Raw genomic sequence first — 17,307 nt, forward strand, 5'->3', positions numbered from 1 at the left:
GAAGTTCGTTCAGCGCGACCTGAAGACTCGCATTGCGCAACTGTGCGCCCATTGTCCACAAATAGCCATGCATTAGTTGATGCAGCGCCTCGCTGCCGCCGCTCAGCCTCTTGGCGAAATGACTTCCTCTCCACGGATGGCGCGATCCAGCGCATCGACCAGCGTCTGAATCTCGATGAACTGTTGCGTGCCCGCTCGGCTTTATCCCGGTCGAAAGGAGCGGCCAGCACCTTCGCATGCGCGTCCCTGTCCTCGATCATGCGCTCACGGGCTTTCTTCAGCGTTTCAAGTCGCTCGCTCATTCAGGCTCCCTGACCTTTCAACGGACGAATTGGCGCCGGGCAGGCGGCGGTCAACTTTTCATCGCCTGCATCAGCGCCGAAATCTTGATGGTCGCGAAATTGGAGAAGGTGTCCGACACCGCGTATGGCAGAATGATCTGGTCGTTGTGCCGCATCGCTCCGCAGGTATAGACGACGTTGGGGACGTATCCCTCGCGCTCCGATGGCTCGGGCCGCAGCAACGGCTCGCGCGAGCGGGTCAACACCTTCGAGGGGTCGTTCTTGTCGAGCAACGCCGCCCCGATCGAGTATTTGCGCACCGGGCCGACGCCATGCGTCAGCAGCAGCCAGCCTTCATCGAGCTCGATAGGCGATCCGCAATTGCCGATCTGAACGAACTCCCAGGGAAATTCCGGTTTCAGAATGGCCTGACCGCCGCCCCATGTGTACAGGTCGTCGGAATAGATCAGGTAGAGGTTCTCATTGTCCTGTCTCGCGATCATGGCGTATCTGCCGCCGATCTTGCGCGGAAACAGCGCCATGCCCTTGTTGCGTGCCGCGGCGCCCCTCAAGGGCGCCAACCGGAACGACATGAAATCGCGGGTCTCAATCAATTCGGAACGGATCGCTCGCCCGCTATAGGCGGTATAGGTCGCGTAGTAGGTTTTTCGGCCGCCATCGCTGAATTCGACAAAGCGGGCGTCCTCAATGCCGTTCGATTGGGAGGCGGTGACCGGAAAGATGACGCGCTCGCTGAGGTCTTCCTCGGGCTTGAAGACCAATTCGACATGGTCGCCGTCCGGTCCGGATACGCGATGGCAAATCCGGGGACTCGAGGCAAGGCGCGCCGTCGGATCAACGGTCACGCTGCCGTCGGCTGCGAATGTGCCGGATCGAAACGTCAGTGACGATACATGCCCTTCGCCGATGGCGCGGAGGCTGAGGATGAAGCGCAGGCCGCCTTTCGGCGCGTCCGATTGGTCGGGGTGCGGCACTATGCTGGGGTTGAACAAGGCAGAGGCTTCGAACGAATACTCATTGAGAAAATAGGCGCCAATGAGCTGGCGCTGGATCTTCGAGAAGATTCCATGCGTGGCGAAAGCGTCCTCCATTTCTTCTGCGCGGGCCTCAAACCTCTCCAGCAGGTTCCGGTGTCGGCCCAGGAAATTTTCAAGAACGTCCGCGAGCTGGGAGGCAACGGCTTCGGAGTCGAGGGCAAGAACCCGGTCGACGATATGATTTGCACGCGTCTTGTCGGTCGGGTTGAGATCGCGAGGTTCAGTCGCCGGCTTGAACGGGCGCACGATCACCCGCGCGGGATCGGGACGCAAATAAAGCGCCTGCCGGTTCAGGAAGATGGCCTGTGACACGGTGTCCTCGATCGCTTGAGCAGGAGGCAAAATTCAGGCACCCACGGCGCGGAGTGCCGTGGGTTTGGTCAGGCCGGCGTTGACGCGCGCAAGCTGGCGAATCTCCGCAAGCCCAAGCAGATAGCACACCACCGACTCGCCGCCGCGATTTTCATTGGCGCGATCGGGGTGCAGTCCATCGCGGCAACTGCCGGTGTGCAGATCGACCAGCGCCACCGACAGGTCGTTGCTGCCGAGAAACCAGGTGAACGCGCGGGTCGCAACCGCTTTCCACTCAGCATCGCCGTCCGCCCGCCATGCCGTGAGGCAGGCAGCGATCGTCGCCGTCGCTTCCACGGGCTGCTGATCGAAGGCGCGGGGGAATTGCCGCAATTCGCCGAAGCCGGCGGTGCCGACGGGGCGGAAATGCCCTGCCGGCGTCGTTTGTCGCGTCATCAGCCAGCGCAGAGACCTCAATCCGGCCTCCATATATTCAGGCGTTTGCGTCGCCGCGCCTGTTATCAGCAGAGCCTGCGGCAGGCGGGCGTTGTCGTAAGCCAACCCTTCCTCGAACCACACCCAGTCCGGTGTTTCGACCGACGCCAAACAAGACATCAACCTGTCGGCAAGAGAATGCCGGATCTCCTGGGCGTGGAGATCATCCGGAGCCACGGCGCAATAAGCGTCCAAACCCAGCAGGGTGAACGCCCACGCCCGGGGTGAGCGAAAGGTCTCCACGGTCGACAGAGCCTCGGCGAACAAGGCGGCAGCCCACTGGCGCCGCGACGGGCTTGCGTCGCTGCGCGCGGTTTCGCCCAGAGCCCAAAGCGTTCGCGCGTGACTGTCTTCGGACCCGCTGGCTTCGAGCCAGGTTCGATTGAAGCCCATGAAGTTGCGAAACCGCCGGGAATCAGGATTCCATGCATGCTGCACGAAAGCAGCGAAGCGGGCCGTCAACGCTTCCGAGAGGGGTTGCTCGCCCGGATTATTGAGAGCGCAGGCCAAAAGCATCGCGCGGGCGTTGTCATCGACGCAGTAACCGTGCGAGCGATCGGGCACCGAATGCACGGCGTGCTGGAACAGGCCGGTATCGTCGCACATCGACAGAAAATGGCCGATTTGCATATCAGGCGCCGCAGGGCTGCGCGGCTCCGGCGATGCCGCATTTGAGGACGCGATGACCTTGAGCCAGTGACCCTGAGACGCACTCTCGAAAACCGACATGTAGTGCTCGGCGGTGCGTTCCCACGTCATGGTCCGGCTGACCGCATAGGCGCGCCGGCACATCGCCTGCCGGCGAACGTCATCGGTGAGTAATTCCGCGATTTCCAGGCCGATCGTGTCCGCATCGCCGAACGGCACCAGGACGCCGCGTCCATTGGCCAACAGTTCGCGCGCGTGCCAGTAAGGCGTCGAGACGACGGGCTTCCCCAGCCCGAAGCTGTAGGCCAACGTCCCCGACGTCATCTGCGCCTCGTTGAGGTAGGGCGTGACATAGACGTCGCACATCGAGATGAATTCGAGCAGCGTGGGCAGATCGACGAACCGGTCGAGGAACACAACATGGTCTTCGACGCCAAGTTCGCGCACCCGCCTTATCAGTCTGTTGCGATACGCCTCGCCCTGGTCTCGAACCAGATTTGGATGCGTTGCGCCGAGCACGACATACACCGCATCAGCGCGACGCTTCAGAATCGATGGCATGGCTTCGATCATGACTTCGATGCCCTTGTTGGGCGACAGCAGGCCGAATGTCAGGATGACCGGCTTGCCGTCAAATCCGAGCCTGACCTTCGCCGCATCGGGCTCGACAAAGGCGGCGTCGGGAATGCCGTGGGCTATGACCTCGATCTTGTCGTCCGGCACCTGATAGACGCTGCGCAGCAGTTCGCGGCCCTTGTTGGCCATCACCACTACCTTCGACGACGCATCGACGATGCGTTCCATGACCGCGCGTTGGGTGGCGGTCGGATTGGCCAGCACGGTGTGGAACGTCGTCACGACCGGCGCGGTGAGGCGCGACATCAGTTCGAGAATGTGGCCGCCGGCCTCGCCGCCGAAAATTCCGAATTCGTGCTGCAGACACACCGCGTCGAACCGGCCGGCATTCAGGAAGTCTGCTGCATGGATGTATTCCTCGATCTTGTCGGCCTGGATCTGAAAAGCGACTGCCTTGGGATAATCATAGGTTTGGCCATTATCGGTCATCGCCACGATGCAGGTCTCCAGATTCGGGCGTGACGTCGATATCGCCTGCTGCAGGTCGGTCGTGAAGGTTGCGATGCCGCAGCGGCGGGGTAGCGAATTGCCGATTACGGCGATGCGGCGAAGCGGTGTCATGCTTGTACCTCGACAGTCTCGCCTGATTTCTGCGAATGGCCGGCGGACATGCTGGCAGATTTGTTCAGCTCTCCGGCGTCCTCCAGTAGGGCGGCAACGGGATCAGGTCCCGGATAAGCCATCAGGCCGCTCATGCCGTCCGCGCCAACCTCGATGCCGGTTCGATCGCCCTCGATGAAGACGGCGTCACCAACCGACATGCTCGTCAACCCGATCCGCGCCCGACCCTCGATCACAAGGATCCAGGTTTCCCGATCGGCATTGAGCGCCCAATTCGAATTCGCCGGCAGGTCGATCCGCTCAATGACGAAATGACGGCTTGTGATCAAAGCTGTTCGAGCCGCGGTGAGGCGTCGTGAACCGGATTGGCTCTGAACCGGCCCGGCGTCGGAAACAGCGACGGCGCGTTCTTCATGCAGTTCGCGCTGCCTGCCATAGTCAAACAGACGGAATGTCGTGTCGCTGCGCTGCTGAATCTCGGCGAGCACGATACCGGCGCCAATGGCGTGGATCGTGCCGGCGGGGACGAAGATGATGTCGCCTTTCGCGACGGGACGCCATTGCGTGAGATGGGCAATCGAGCCGTCCCTGATCGCTGCGCGCAATGCCTGTGGCGCGAGCCGCCGCTTCAGTCCCAGCGCAACCCGCGCACCTGGAACTGCTGCGAGAATGTACCAGGCTTCAGTCTTGCCGTTCGGCAAGCCTATTGAGCGGGCAAATCCATCGTCCGGATGAACCTGAATCGACAAGGGCTCGCTGGTGAACAGTAGCTTGAGCAGCAGGGCCGGGATAGGTGCATGCTTATGCGTGCGCTGAAACCACAACTCTCCAACCGGGTCACCGGCAACGTCGATGCTGCTCCATGGATGGAGATCGCCAACCCCCCACGGTTTGCGCGCAACCTGCACGGCGGCATGCTCAATGGCCATAGATATTTCCTCACCCGTAACGGCATGTCGAGGCGACATGCCGTTGGTCGATACCGTCCATATGATTGGCGTGGCTAAGACGTCGCGACGGGATGTGCGCCGTTATCGCGGTCCCATCGGGCTAAATGATCACATGGGCACTCCGGCGTCAGATAGCAACCTTGCCAGGTCGATTAGTGTTTGGTGGCCCAGGACGGACGAACGCCAGTCCAGGCGGGAAGCGAATTCCATTCAGCCCACCGCATCCGGCGCTCCTCATCGCCGACCCTGATAAAGACAAAGGCGGCATCATCCTTGCCGGTTTTCGAATCAACAAACATTGCCGGAACGCCGTACGCGTCTCTGATGATCGCCGTATTTGCCATTCCGACTCCTGCTTTCTGTTAAGCGCTCGGATTCCCATTGCCGGCATGTCACTTGAGGCGAACTACCACTGAAGAATCACGGCGGCAGCGATCAGCAGCGCAAAAAAGATCGGCAACAGCACCGGAGGCACCAGCCAATCACGAAGGTCGAACTTGAGGGTATCTGACATGTGACCGCCTTTTTGGTTGAGGCGGGAGCGCAACGCTCTCAGTCACCGATAATAGCCCGGGGCGCGCGGTGATATTTCAGATATAGCGACTATCTGCCGAATAGCGAGGAGAATCGCAATTTGTTTTGGGGCAGGACCTGCCGTGCGGTTTTGGGGGCACGACAGCGCGCTGGAAGCGTCATTCTTCACTGACGAGGGCGCACTGAGGCGAATTCAACCAGAAGCCCGCCCCAACGAGCCCGGTATCCTGAACGCGTTCGATTGCAACCGTGATGTGATATGCAGCGGCGGCTGCGAAGTTTACTGACTGGAGACAAGAACGTGCTGTACAGCATCCGACCAACAGTCTACCGTTCAGCTACCGGGTGGCCGTTGCTCCACCTTGAAGCTGTCCATGAAGCGGCGACGTCCGACGTCGCTGCTGGTCGTCGTAGCGGCAGCTAGAGTGCCATCGGAAGGCGCAATCTCTTAAGCTAGATGCTTTTCCAAGCGCGGATGCAAGCGGCGTCTGTGGCTGCGAACGCGCTTTTGTGCGCAACAAAGGAGACCATCATGAGAATACCCGCAATCTTGCAGGGTGAGGCCCGGACGCGCTTCCTCCAAGGTATCGCTTTCGGCGCTGTCGCGGCGATGACGATCGGATTTATCTGGGGCGGCTGGGTCACCGGCGGCACTGCCAGAACTATGAGCGCAATGGCAGAAAGCAGCGGTCGGATGTCTATCTTGGTGCCGATGTGCGTCGCGCAGTTCACTGCGGCTGACGGCGCCGTCGCCAAGTTTAAGGCGGCGGGCTCATATTCAAGGGACAACGTTATCGGCGAATTCGTGAAGACCGTTGCCTCCACGAGTATGGACTATTCCTTCGCCAAAGCGTGCGCAGCCGGCGTGGAAGCCGAACTCTCAAGGACGGCCACAAAGAGCTGAGCGGTCGGTCGCCAAGATTAGGGATCCAGCGAATGAGCGGTCACAGGTTCGGACGGCCTTCCTATTCTGTATATTGCTTGTTAGCAGTCATCCTGTTTGGCTGTTATGTGGTGCTTAATGGCTTTCAGGACGACAACTCCGCAACGATGGCACCGAATCTGACATTCAATCGCTGACGCCTCAACACACCGAGAGGCGCCTCGATCGTTCCACTGACCGTTGTTCGCCACCAGAGAAAGCCTACCGTACTCAGAGAAGGCTAAGGACAACCCATTTCCTTAACTTCCTTGCCATTCTTTCTACCTGTCCATGCGATCCATCCGGCAAACGCAGGTCCTTCAATTGGAGGTCATCATGGATGACGCATTCTCGTTCTTAATCTCGGTAGGTATCATTGCCTTTGGAATTTGGATTGCCGCTGGCACGATCGGCACTGGCTCCCCTTTGGTTTGGACGCTCCTGGGACTACTAACCGTAATTGTGGGTTCGATCAGCCTTTATCTGGCAACTCGAGATGTCAGAATCGCGTAGCTGAAATGAAGATTCTGAAATGCGATGAGACCAACCGACGCATAAGCGAGCTGAGGCGGCTTGCTCCTGACCCCGACGGTCAGGTCTCGTTCAATCCCGCTTTCCGCATGCCCTACAGGAATCGCTCCATCAACTCCGGAGTCCGGTAGGGCACGCTTTCCCTGATCCAATCGATCGAGAGCTGCGGCTGCTGGCTTGCGAGCCCTGCTGCCCGCTCCGGGGCACTAAGGGAATGGAATTAGCAGTCAAACATCGTGGGCTGAGCCCTTGCGCCACAGTGTTACAAGCCTATGTGGAGAGCGGCTGCACTCGCTCATTGCGACTGCCAATCCAGAAACAATCACAAAGCCATGGAGGATCGCATGAAGTTCCGTCCGCTCCACGATCGCGTTGTGGTCAAGCGCATCGACGCCGAAGACAAAACCGCAGGTGGCATCATCATTCCGGACAGTGCCAAGGAAAAGCCCTCGCAGGGCGAAGTCACCGCCGTCGGCCCGGGCGGCCGCGACGAAGCCGGCAAGCTGATCCCGATCGACCTCAAAGCGGGTGACCGCGTGCTGTTCGGCAAATGACCGAGGTCAAGATCGACGGTGAAGAGCTCCTGATCATGAAAGAGTCCGACATCATGGGCGTTCTCACTGACGTTCCCGCCGCCAAAAAGAAGGCCGCTTAAGCGCTTTAGTCCGTTCCCTCGTCCTGAGGAGCCGGCGCAGCCGGCGTCTCGAAGGAAGAGGCCTGCAATCCAAATCTCATCCCTCAGGAATCCGCCCAGGTGCGCGGACCTTGGGATATGGGAATACGGAGATCATTATGTCAGCCAAGGAAGTCAAATTCGGCGTTGATGCCCGCGACAGGATGCTGCGCGGCGTCGAAATTCTCAACAACGCGGTGAAGGTCACGCTCGGCCCGAAGGGCCGCAACGTCGTGCTCGACAAGTCGTTCGGCGCTCCCCGCATCACCAAGGACGGCGTCACCGTCGCCAAGGAAATCGAGCTCGACGACAAGTTCGAGAACATGGGCGCGCAGATGGTGCGCGAAGTCGCCTCCAAGGCGGCAGACGCTGCCGGCGACGGCACCACCACCGCGACCGTGCTGGCCGCGGCCATAGTGCGCGAAGGCGCCAAGGCGGTTGCCGCCGGCATGAACCCGATGGATCTGAAGCGCGGTATCGATCTCGCGGTGGAAGCCGTGGTCGCCGACCTAGAGAAGAACTCCAAGAAGGTCACCTCGAACGACGAGATCTCGCAGGTTGGCACCATCTCCGCCAACGGTGACGCCGAGATCGGCAAGTTTCTGGCCGATGCCATGAAGAAGGTTGGCAACGAGGGCGTCATCACGGTTGAGGAAGCCAAGTCGCTTGAGACCGAACTTGAAGTCGTCGAAGGCATGCAGTTCGACCGCGGCTATATCTCGCCCTACTTCGTCACCAACGCCGACAAGATGCGCGTTGAAATGGATGATGTCTATCTTCTCGTCTACGAGAAGAAGCTCTCCAGCCTGAACGAACTGCTTCCGCTTCTGGAAGCTATCGTGCAGACCGGTAAGCCGCTGGTCATCATCGCCGAAGACGTCGAAGGCGAAGCGCTTGCCACCTTGGTCGTCAACCGTCTGCGTGGCGGTCTGAAGGTCGCGGCCGTCAAGGCTCCGGGCTTCGGCGATCGCCGCAAGGCCATGCTGCAGGACATCGCGGTTCTGACCGGTGGTCAGGCGATCTCGGAAGATCTCGGCATCAAGCTCGAGAACGTCACGCTGCAGATGCTCGGCCGCGCCAAGAAGGTGATGATCGACAAGGAAAACACCACGATCGTCAACGGCGCCGGCAAGAAGGCCGACATCGAGGCGCGCGTGCAGCAGATCAAGGCGCAGATCGAGGAAACCACCTCGGACTACGACCGCGAAAAGCTGCAGGAGCGTCTGGCCAAGCTCGCGGGCGGCGTCGCCGTGATCCGCGTCGGCGGCGCGACCGAAGTCGAGGTGAGGGAGCGTAAGGATCGCGTGGATGACGCGATGCATGCGACCCGTGCGGCGGTTGAAGAAGGCATCGTGCCGGGCGGCGGCGTCGCCTTGCTGCGTGCCTCCCTGCATCTCAAGGGGCTGCGCACCAAGAACGACGACCAGAAGACCGGCGTCGAGATCGTGCGCAAGGCGCTATCGGCGCCAGCACGCCAGATCGCGGTCAACGCGGGCGAAGACGGCTCCGTGATCGTCGGTAAGATCCTGGAGAAGGACCAGTACTCCTACGGTTTCGACTCGCAGACCGGCGAATATGTCAACCTGATCTCCAAGGGCATCATCGACCCGACCAAGGTGGTTCGCGTGGCGATCCAGAACGCGGCTTCCGTTGCGGCGCTGCTGATCACCACCGAAGCCATGGTGGCCGAAGTGCCGAAGAAGAACGCAGGCGCCGGCATGACTGCGGGTGGCGGCGGCATGGGCGGCATGGGTGGTATGGATTTCTAAGTCCAACGTTCGGCGCGTGCTTTTCATGAGAGAATTCTCACCTGGTGCGGCAGGGTTTGGCTGATGCTCTTTTTTGGAGATGAGAGAGGCCGATCTTAATTTCATGTCTCCTAACTTTGGATGGTGAGGAGCCAATTAGGTTTGGACGACTATCGTCCCACTTGGAGGACTCAGTTGTGCGTAAAGATAAATCAATGTCGCTTTGGACGCCTGAGACACTAGACGAAAAAGCCAAGGAAGACGCTGAGAACGACAACTACAATCCACCGCATGGATGGTGGCCCGGCCGATACAGCGTGGGTACCGAAGCCCGCGACAGGTACGATCGAGCTTTCAACCTCCATCATAGCGACAAGGACGAGTACTAGGCCGGCTCAGTTGGCGGCCCTTTCATTTGATAACGTCTGGCGGAGGCGCAGGCCCTGAGCGTTTCGAATATTCGGTCCTATCCTGGTTAGGACACTTAATATTTTCAAATAGCAGGAACGATTGATCTTGGGAGTTCTTGGTCCTCAGCAATCGGTGATCCTATCGCCGAGAGCCAAGCCCACTGACCGGTCGACATTTTGCCCCAATGCCCGGCGGAAGGCTTCAAGCGGCCTCAGATGCCACCCGCACAGAGGCCGCTTGCCTTGGTCGAGGCGAAGGTGCTCACGGGCGCGAAAATGACTTGACGAACCGTCTGAGGAAGATCGCCAGCAGCCTATCCCATGACTAGCGGATCAGGTTGTGCTGGAGCCGTCACCGGCTTGTCCTTGCTGGTCCCAGCGAATGAAGGACCAGGCCCTTTCGTGAAGATAGTAGAGGATCATTTTCGTGATCGCCTCCGCGCCGGCGATCGAGCCTCCCACCTTGATGCTACCGGTGAAGACGAAACTCAACACGAAGGTGTCGACGCTACCGGTGACCCTCCAACTGACAGCCTTGACGATCGAGCGGGAATGGGAATCTCGCACCAGAATGAACATCAGTTCCTCTCGCTTCCCTTGCGCCCGCAATGCTCGTGCTCGCGCGATGCGGTGTCGTCGATGCTGAAAAGCTTGCGCCCAAGGACGACAAGGTGGTGGTGAACTGCGAGTTCTGCTCCTCGGTCTACGAATTCACGCCGCAGGAAGCGGGCGTAGAATAGGGGGCGCAACGCCAGGCGTGAAGGTGATCGCCGCACCGGGCCGGAGGTTAGCTCAACGACGCGTGGACCTTGTTGGCGGCATCATAGATTTCGATCTGCAGCATCGGATAAGCCGACTTCAATTTCCGCGCCGATGCTTCGGCAGCCTCGACGGTGTCAAACTCTGACTTGAAATGGCCGTCGACAACCGTCACGAAGCCCTCGGTCGGAGGCCGGTCGGCGCGCATTGCCCTTTTCGGCTTCGCTTCGTCAAGCGAGAGAACTCGTTCTTTCATCGTCATCGTTGGTCCTTTCGAAATTGTCGCGATAGTTTGGTTTGATCTGGCCTGGATCACGCGAAGCGGCTGACGATCCTGCCAGATACCGTCACTGCCTCGCTTGGCCGATCCGGCTCAGCCTGATAAACTCCGGCGGCAAGGGCAGGCGTACAAGGCCGCCTAGGTCCAGTGCCTCGCCGCTTTCCGTGATATCCGAGAACAGCACCTCGACATAGGGATGCTGGCGGTTGAGTGCGGCGCCGCGTTGGTATTTCGCGTTAACGATCCGCTCGATCGCCGCAAGATTGCGCTTGCCCAACGCGTTGTACTGATCGCGGAACAGACTCTGTCGTCCTCCCCGGTGCTCGACGGATTCGACCCAGACGTCCATCACCTTGCGGCCTATGAACGCTTCGACCCGTTCAGTTCCGTGCCATGCGAGAAGCCGTAGCCCGTCCATGTTGTGCGGGCCGTCATCGATGCCGAATTTTGTAAGTGACAAGTTTTTACGTGACATGGGGGATCCTCCTGTTGCCGACGTTGGTTCACCTCGGCAGTCCGTCGGGGACTGCGCCTCCCTCATCGTCCCATCGCGACAGAGCCGCTGCGCGCGATTTCGCGTCGCGATGCGCATCCTCCGTCGAAGCCCTTTCGCGGTCGGCATGATTCTTATGCTTGTGCAGAAAGCGGGCGATCTGCCCGCGAAGCGCCGCCGTCTCCAATAATTCTCCGACCGATGCGGCGGTGTAGAAAATCTCACGTTGCATGGTCTTCGGCAGCGCGCTCCATTGCATGATGATGGCTGCGCCGAGACATCGCAAGACGTGCTCCTCTTCGGCCGCAAGGGCCAGGCCGCGAGCGGGATTCTGTTCCGCTGCGTTCACGGCGCTGTCGTAGTTATCAGATAGTCCCTGCTCGCTATCGGCGAGCGCTGAGTGGCGATCCCTTAGTTTCTGAAAGTTGTCGCTTTCGCCCTGACCGCTCGAACGCTTGATCAGTTCGCCGTATGCGGCTGCCTTTTCGCGGTGCTGTTGAGATCTAAACATGCCGCGTCCTTTCGTTGGAAGTCTCCGCGCGTTCCGACCAATCCCGATGGTTGACGAGGACGGAATTACATGTGGGGATCAAAGGGTCGAATAACGAGCTCCAGTGACAAATCACCACGTCATCAATCGCTGGGTAAAATAGCCATTCCTGACAGATCGTAGCAGTTCAAACGAATGCAGGTTACGATTTGGCTTCCGCAATGCCCGAATAGGGGCTTATGCCGCCGCCGAAGTCAGTGAAGCCATCGGCACGTCGAATGTGTAGACGAACCCGGTTCGCTCATACGTGAGCTGCACGTCGCCCCGGAGTTTCCCGCCGAGCGTGTCGATCAGCCGTGTCCCGAAGCTGCGCTTTTCGGGCAGACGAACTGCGGCACCATTCCTCTCGGTCCATGTGAGGTGCAGGCGCTGCGCCTGTTGATCCAGCGCCTGGCAGATGTCGACGCGCCCTTCCGGGACCGACAGGGCGCCAAACTTCGTGGTGTTGGTGCAAAGCTCGTTGAGCGTCATTGCGATGGCGATGACGGCACCCGACGTCATCCGGATATCGGGCCCCGAAATCGAGAATTTCGGCTCGGCGGGATTGTCGAAGGCTTCGGTGGCGCTGCGAACGATCGTGGCAAGGTTCGCGCTGCTCCATCTTGCCTGCAGAAGAAGATCGTGCGCCCGCCCGAGCGCGAGCAGCCGGCCCTCGATGGCGTGCTGCGCGTGCTTGGCGTCGGGCAACTCGCGCAGGCTCTGCGAGACGATGGCGCCGACGGTTGCGAGCGTATTCTTGATGCAGTGATGCAGCTCCTCGAGGATCAGCTTCTGTAGCTTGTCGGCCGCCTTGCGCTCCCTGGCGTCGATGCCGGCCGTAGCCAGCAAACTCTGTGCATTGATCTCGGGCTGCGCGAGCAGAAGCCGCAGGCTGACATTTTCTGCCGCCAGTTCGTCCTGGTATGGGGATGCGCTGCTTGCGGGACGCGGTTCCGTCCGGCGATCGCCTTCAGACATCGTTGATCGTATCATCATGAGTTGTGGTACCGCACTGATCTTCAGTGGCTGATTGGTGCGCAATCACGCGATTTGAGCCGTATTCGGCGTGGGGAGGAAGATCTGGTGCGGCAGGTTCAATTGCCCCGATACCACGATGATCCTGATGGTCGGCCAACGCTCATGCACGGCATGCGCAAGTCCCACACCGTCCATTTGCCAGGCATCTGGATATCGGTGCAGATCAGCGCGACGTCGGATCGGGAATCCAGAATGGCGACGGCTTCGGCGGCATCCAGTGCCTCGAGTGGCGTGTAAGGACGCTCGCGGGGAATGACGGTCGACTTGGATAGTTGTTCATCTGGGTCAAGTATCTTGCGGTCCGTATGATCCCCGCTGGCTCAACAATGACACCAAAAGCTCGCCGCCAACGGACTAGGCCTCCGTCATACGTCCGGTGCGTCGCGCTTGCCCGCAGAGCAGTTCGTGAAGCTCGGTGGCATTTCGAAGGACGAGTGCTTTGTGAAGCGCCTCGGTGCGCTCTTCCCCCGGGGACATCTCGCGAGCCTCGTCCAGGGCGATCACCGCCTTGGCGTCCAGATCGTGGGCAAGTGCCGATTGGGATTGTTTAATCGCAGATAGCCCGTCCTGCGGTGAAACCGCGTTACGCTCGATCACCATTGAATAACCATCGCAGCGGCGACGAGCAGCACAAGAAAGATCGGCATCAATACCGGGGATACCAGCCACTCACGAAGATTGAATGCGGGGAATTTTGGCATATGACCGCCTTTGGGTTTAGGCGGGAGCGCAAAGCTCTCAGTCACCGATAATAGCCGGGGGCCGCGCGATGATATCGATCATATAGTGATCATCGGCCGAATAGCGAGAAGAATCGCAGTTTGTTTTCTGCGCAGGACCTGACAAGCCTTGTAATGCGACACGACGTAGCCACTTCAGAGAGAGCGCAATCGTATTGCTTCTGCATTTCCTTTGCGGCAGCGTGAAGCTTAGCCACGCCAAATCTTGTCAACGACATTGACCAACCGCACATCGCTTCGATGTGCGTCAGCGGTCGGGACAAGCCATGGCCTTGAGTATGCTTCGGTGCAGCTTGTGCGAAAGCCGGCACGCGCGTGGTTCGCCGGCAAGACCTTGATCGGTGCAAATCAATGATTGAGTTTCCAAATCATAGCCGTTCATATGATCAAACCCGGCGAGCCGTGCGGTTCTGGGGGCATGACAGCGCGCTGGAAGCGTCATTCTTCATAGACGAGGGCGCATTGAGGCGAATTCAACCAAATGCCCGCCCCGATGAGTCCGGTATGCTGAATGCATTCGATTGCAACCGTGATGTGATATGCGCGGCGGCTGCGAAGGTTTACGTCCGTGGAAGCCGGGGGTCTTACGATCTGATCGCCGCAAATTTTTGAAACGAACACTTTTGATCTTAGCTACCACCTAAGGATGCGCCCTGGGCGATGGTACAGCCTTTATGGGTAAGGGATCTTGGCGAGCGTCTCTGGAGGTGGGCTACGGAATTGAGCGGCCTTGCGTCGGAGAGCCCGACATTTGCGATCGCCCGGCACAATCGCCGGGCTTTCGCATGAGAGAGCGCCGCCAACTGAGGCGGCCTCAAGGGCTTTGTTCTACTTCCCTAACTGGACCAGCAACTAACCGATAGGTTGGCACCCATGCCGTGTTCCAGCTTTCCATGGTCACACTGCACACGGAGCATTCAAAACTGCTGATTTGGCGGGCCGGAGCCACCCTCTCTCGGCGCTCATAAACCGCTCCGCACTGACAGGATCGGTGGTGTGCTTCTGACATGCCACTTTATGCGCCACTAATCCAAGACAGGTCACTCACGTTTTCAAACTAGGCCATTGAGGTCGGAAACAGGCCAGTATCGATCTTACGGTGAATCACATCTATCACCCACTCGGCGAGAGCAACAGCAAACTTCCAACGGCGCTGAGGGCCAAGGGCGGCGATCAGCTGAGTCGTTGCCGGATAGGCAAGCATATGAGCGCAAGATCGTGGAGCGCTTCGGAGGACAAAAAGAATTCGAGTTCATCATTCCGCCAGCTAATCCGCCGGAGGGGACAAAGTCTTCTCCTGCGCCCTACAAACCACTTCACTCAACGAATGAGGCCGCCAACTGAGGCGGCCTGACAACGTCTTACGTGGGCGACCTAAGGCCGGGCGATGTGAGCCAGTCATTCATGTGGGAAGCGGCCTCGAGATGCCTGATCTTTCGCTCTAGTTTGGATCGGAGCAAACCAGGTGGCAAACGCGATCCTGCGACTTCTAGGCGCTTCTTCGCGGCCTCAATTTGCTCTTTCAATGTATGGGGCTGGCAGCGGCGTCGCTGCATGCGCAACTCCCTTATGGCGGGAGCGCAACTGTCTCTCAGTCACCGATAGCTACAGTGAACGGAGCGGTGATGAAGAAAAGGTAACCGTTCTATCGGCGAGTGTAAGCGCACTAATCTACAAAACGAGGAATAATTAAGATACTCTCGGCCGGGGAGTTCCCTCAGTCCCAAGGGCGGGACACGGAAAGGGTTTGCCCGGGTCCCTGACGACCCGGAACAGCATCCATCCCTCTAGCACCGCTCGGGATGCTGCCCGACCTCTAATCACGCAGCGGCTCAACGGCACATGAACTTCGTCAATTTTCAAAGCAGGCCACTAGTATTTTCAAACTAGGCCACTGAGGCAGGCCAGTGCCGCCCGGCCTATGGGAACGCATCGGAAGCTTAGGCCATTCAGGAACGTGATGCGGCTGGTCCGGGCGGAGTCCGCTCCGGGTCAAACAACGGACCTAGACGCGCCCGAAAAGGAAGTCCGCTGTGCCCTCATAAACGGGCATCCTCAGCCTGAACGCTCGGGTCCGAAAAGGGTTCAAAAGCCGATATCGGCCAAAGCTGGTGCTACGTCCGTTGAGCTCACAGAAGCGGACTGCGCCGAAACCCTCCCACGGGTCCGCGGGCCAAGAGGCGACATGCCGGATTCAAATTGCCTGCAGGGTCGCGTTCTCTCGCGATGCGGCCGCCGCATCACGCATGACGCCGGACACGGTGCTGTATGCCACCACCCAGGCGGACTTCGCCGCTGGCGTCCAAGCCTCTTTCAACCCCTGCTCCAGTGTCCATAGCAAGGCTGCACCAACCGTTTCGTAATGCCGATCCTCGACGCCATACCGAATATGGTTCCGCCCGAGGATCTCTAGCGTCGGTATCAACGACGGCAAGTCATCGACACTGTTGATCACGGCACTCAATGCCTGGACGAGCTTCCGGCGCTGCTCTTTCATATCTGCATGCTTGAACAATCGCTGCAGCGATGGATCGAGCGTAAACAGTCTCTCATAGAACAAACCAGCCGCGATATCGCTGATCGGAATCACCTTTGCCCAGGTCGTCTTGAGAAGTTCTTTAGTTTCAGGAGACATGGCAGCACTTTCCTATCCGTTTGAATAATCTGGTCGGAACACTGCAAATATGTGCTGGGCCAACGCGCCAAGGTTCGATACCGGCACAATGATTTGTTGAGATCAGTACGTTCTCTTATTGCAAACGGCCCCGAAAGGAGCAGCGGGTCGCAGTTCACCTTCAGACCCACAGCAACGGTCAGACTGACCTGGCCCGGCTCTATCAGGCCTGCTGCGGATTGCTGTCCCGTGACGGCGTTGAAATTATCGTGGACGGTGTTCCCAGCTAACTCGGGTAAAATTGGACGCGAATGTCTTGCCTTGGGTCAAACTCGGAATCGACGCGCTCTATCGTCCATCCTGAAACGCTCCGGGCCGATGTCCGAATGTCCCGAAAAGTGCCAAGAGCGTAAATCTCGTAATTCTTACCCATCACCCATAACCACTGTAGTTTTGACAAAGGTCACGCGCTCAGCGGATGATTTGCTTGTTGGTGGTTTGCATTGGTCGTGAGAACAGCATGATCGGCCCTGAGGGAGGCTGCAATGTCTAGAATGCTCGTGGCGCTGTCGATCGCGTCAATTGTCTTTTGCGGTGCGATTTTCGGATTCTTCTATGCTTGGGTCTGCTCGACGATGTGGGGGCTCGATCAGGCGGACCCCCGTGTCGCAATCGCTGCCATGCAGGCGGTGAATGCCTCCGTGCGCAACGCAATCTGGCCCTTGATGTCCATCTCGCCATCCTTGGAGAGGCGCCAAGCCGCCAGCCCGAAATAGGTTGTCAGAATCAGACCAGTCGCGATCGGAACGGCAAACGATATCCGGCTCACGGTGATACCCCGCCAACGCAACTCATTCCGATTAGGCGCAGCATTTTTTAGTGATTCGAAAAGTGCAGATGCACCGACCTACAGCGGGTTTTCCCCAGCGCTTGATAACATCAGCCGCGAAGCAGCCTCGCGCCGCAAACAAATGCCTCAGCGGCCGGGACGCCTGAGCCACCTCGATCGAGCACCCCAAGAGGAGGATAAAATCGCAGAAGAACGCACGGTTCTGCTTGACCGTGGCTCCTCATTGACGTGAGAATCTCCATCGCTTTCAGAGGTTACAGGAGCAA

The 17,307-nt window shown here is 59.0% G+C and carries 17 protein-coding genes and 3 pseudogenes; 7 read left to right on the forward strand and 13 right to left on the reverse strand.

Annotated features, from left to right (window positions below; genetic code table 11):
* Nucleotides 1-102: 102 nt before the first annotated feature.
* The 5 genes and pseudogenes from V1273_RS07845 to V1273_RS07865 all read right to left on the reverse strand — a co-directional run bounded on the left by V1273_RS07845 (nt 103) and on the right by V1273_RS07865 (nt 5,264).
* Nucleotides 103-302, reverse strand: a pseudogene (locus V1273_RS07845) (hypothetical protein).
* A gap of 50 nt (nt 303-352) precedes the next feature.
* Entirely contained in the window at nt 353-1,651 is a 1,299-nt protein-coding gene (locus tag V1273_RS07850) for a glycoside hydrolase family 130 protein (protein WP_334367223.1), read from the reverse strand.
* 33 nt (nt 1,652-1,684) lie between these two features.
* Complete coding sequence (locus tag V1273_RS07855) at nt 1,685-3,970, reverse strand: glycosyltransferase family 4 protein (protein ID WP_334367224.1); 2,286 nt, start codon at nt 3,968-3,970, stop codon at nt 1,685-1,687.
* A complete protein-coding gene (locus V1273_RS07860) occupies nt 3,967-4,899 on the reverse strand; it encodes a class I mannose-6-phosphate isomerase (protein ID WP_334367225.1) in 933 nt (310 codons plus the stop codon). Before V1273_RS07860 ends, V1273_RS07855 begins: the two co-directional genes overlap by 4 nt.
* 173 nt (nt 4,900-5,072) lie before the next feature.
* On the reverse strand, nt 5,073-5,264 hold the full coding sequence (locus V1273_RS07865) for a hypothetical protein (protein WP_334367226.1): 192 nt from the start codon (nt 5,262-5,264) through the stop codon (nt 5,073-5,075).
* A gap of 312 nt (nt 5,265-5,576) precedes the next feature.
* Here V1273_RS07865 and V1273_RS07870 point away from each other — a divergent pair, with 312 nt between their 5' ends.
* The 5 genes and pseudogenes from V1273_RS07870 (at nt 5,577) to groL (ending at nt 9,349) form a co-directional block, all read left to right on the forward strand.
* On the forward strand, nt 5,577-5,741 hold the full coding sequence (locus V1273_RS07870; RefSeq protein WP_334367227.1) for a DUF1488 family protein: 165 nt from the start codon (nt 5,577-5,579) through the stop codon (nt 5,739-5,741).
* A 203-nt stretch (nt 5,742-5,944) separates the two neighbouring features.
* Nucleotides 5,945-6,358 carry a hypothetical protein gene (locus V1273_RS07875; RefSeq protein ID WP_334367228.1) on the forward strand — a complete coding sequence of 138 codons (414 nt, stop codon included), beginning with the start codon at nt 5,945-5,947 and terminating at the stop codon, nt 6,356-6,358.
* Nucleotides 6,359-6,712: 354 nt separating this feature from the next.
* On the forward strand, nt 6,713-6,889 hold the full coding sequence (locus tag V1273_RS07880) for a hypothetical protein (protein ID WP_334367229.1): 177 nt from the start codon (nt 6,713-6,715) through the stop codon (nt 6,887-6,889).
* A 362-nt stretch (nt 6,890-7,251) separates the two neighbouring features.
* Nucleotides 7,252-7,562: pseudogene (locus V1273_RS07885) on the forward strand (co-chaperone GroES).
* 137 nt (nt 7,563-7,699) lie between these two features.
* Nucleotides 7,700-9,349: a chaperonin GroEL gene (gene groL / locus V1273_RS07890; RefSeq protein WP_334367230.1), complete on the forward strand. Its 1,650-nt coding sequence runs from the start codon at nt 7,700-7,702 to the stop codon at nt 9,347-9,349.
* 722 nt (nt 9,350-10,071) lie between these two features.
* Here the strand turns inward: groL and V1273_RS07895 are convergent.
* Complete coding sequence (locus tag V1273_RS07895; RefSeq protein WP_334367231.1) at nt 10,072-10,317, reverse strand: DUF2061 domain-containing protein; 246 nt, start codon at nt 10,315-10,317, stop codon at nt 10,072-10,074.
* Between the two features lie 3 nt (nt 10,318-10,320).
* Here V1273_RS07895 and V1273_RS07900 point away from each other — a divergent pair.
* Nucleotides 10,321-10,478: pseudogene (locus V1273_RS07900) on the forward strand (Hsp33 family molecular chaperone HslO); the annotation flags it as partial.
* A gap of 47 nt (nt 10,479-10,525) precedes the next feature.
* Here the strand turns inward: V1273_RS07900 and V1273_RS07905 are convergent.
* The 5 genes from V1273_RS07905 to V1273_RS07925 form a co-directional block, all read right to left on the reverse strand.
* The gene (locus V1273_RS07905) at nt 10,526-10,753 is read right to left on the reverse strand and encodes a hypothetical protein (RefSeq protein ID WP_334409198.1); all 228 of its coding nucleotides are present in this window, start codon (nt 10,751-10,753) and stop codon (nt 10,526-10,528) included.
* Nucleotides 10,754-10,844: 91 nt separating this feature from the next.
* Nucleotides 10,845-11,252, reverse strand: a complete 408-nt coding sequence (locus V1273_RS07910; RefSeq protein WP_442893699.1) for a signal transduction histidine kinase — start codon at nt 11,250-11,252, stop codon at nt 10,845-10,847.
* Between the two features lie 28 nt (nt 11,253-11,280).
* The gene (locus tag V1273_RS07915; protein ID WP_334367233.1) at nt 11,281-11,781 is read right to left on the reverse strand and encodes a hypothetical protein; all 501 of its coding nucleotides are present in this window, start codon (nt 11,779-11,781) and stop codon (nt 11,281-11,283) included.
* Nucleotides 11,782-11,997: 216 nt separating this feature from the next.
* Complete coding sequence (locus tag V1273_RS07920) at nt 11,998-12,777, reverse strand: sensor histidine kinase (RefSeq protein WP_334367234.1); 780 nt, start codon at nt 12,775-12,777, stop codon at nt 11,998-12,000.
* 414 nt (nt 12,778-13,191) lie between these two features.
* On the reverse strand, nt 13,192-13,506 hold the full coding sequence (locus V1273_RS07925) for a hypothetical protein (protein WP_334409199.1): 315 nt from the start codon (nt 13,504-13,506) through the stop codon (nt 13,192-13,194).
* A gap of 422 nt (nt 13,507-13,928) precedes the next feature.
* Here V1273_RS07925 and V1273_RS07930 point away from each other — a divergent pair, with 422 nt between their 5' ends.
* Nucleotides 13,929-14,189 (forward strand): DUF1488 domain-containing protein, encoded by a 261-nt coding sequence (locus V1273_RS07930; protein ID WP_334367236.1) that lies wholly within the window; start codon nt 13,929-13,931, stop codon nt 14,187-14,189.
* A gap of 1,582 nt (nt 14,190-15,771) precedes the next feature.
* Here V1273_RS07930 and V1273_RS07935 read toward each other — a convergent pair.
* Together V1273_RS07935 and V1273_RS07940 are read right to left on the reverse strand one after the other, a co-directional pair.
* The gene (locus V1273_RS07935; protein ID WP_334367237.1) at nt 15,772-16,212 is read right to left on the reverse strand and encodes a globin family protein; all 441 of its coding nucleotides are present in this window, start codon (nt 16,210-16,212) and stop codon (nt 15,772-15,774) included.
* Nucleotides 16,213-16,840: 628 nt separating this feature from the next.
* Nucleotides 16,841-17,020: a hypothetical protein gene (locus tag V1273_RS07940; RefSeq protein WP_334367239.1), complete on the reverse strand. Its 180-nt coding sequence runs from the start codon at nt 17,018-17,020 to the stop codon at nt 16,841-16,843.
* Nucleotides 17,021-17,307 lie beyond the last annotated feature (287 nt).

This window comes from Bradyrhizobium sp. AZCC 1721, assembly GCF_036924715.1.
Classification (GTDB): domain Bacteria; phylum Pseudomonadota; class Alphaproteobacteria; order Rhizobiales; family Xanthobacteraceae; genus Bradyrhizobium.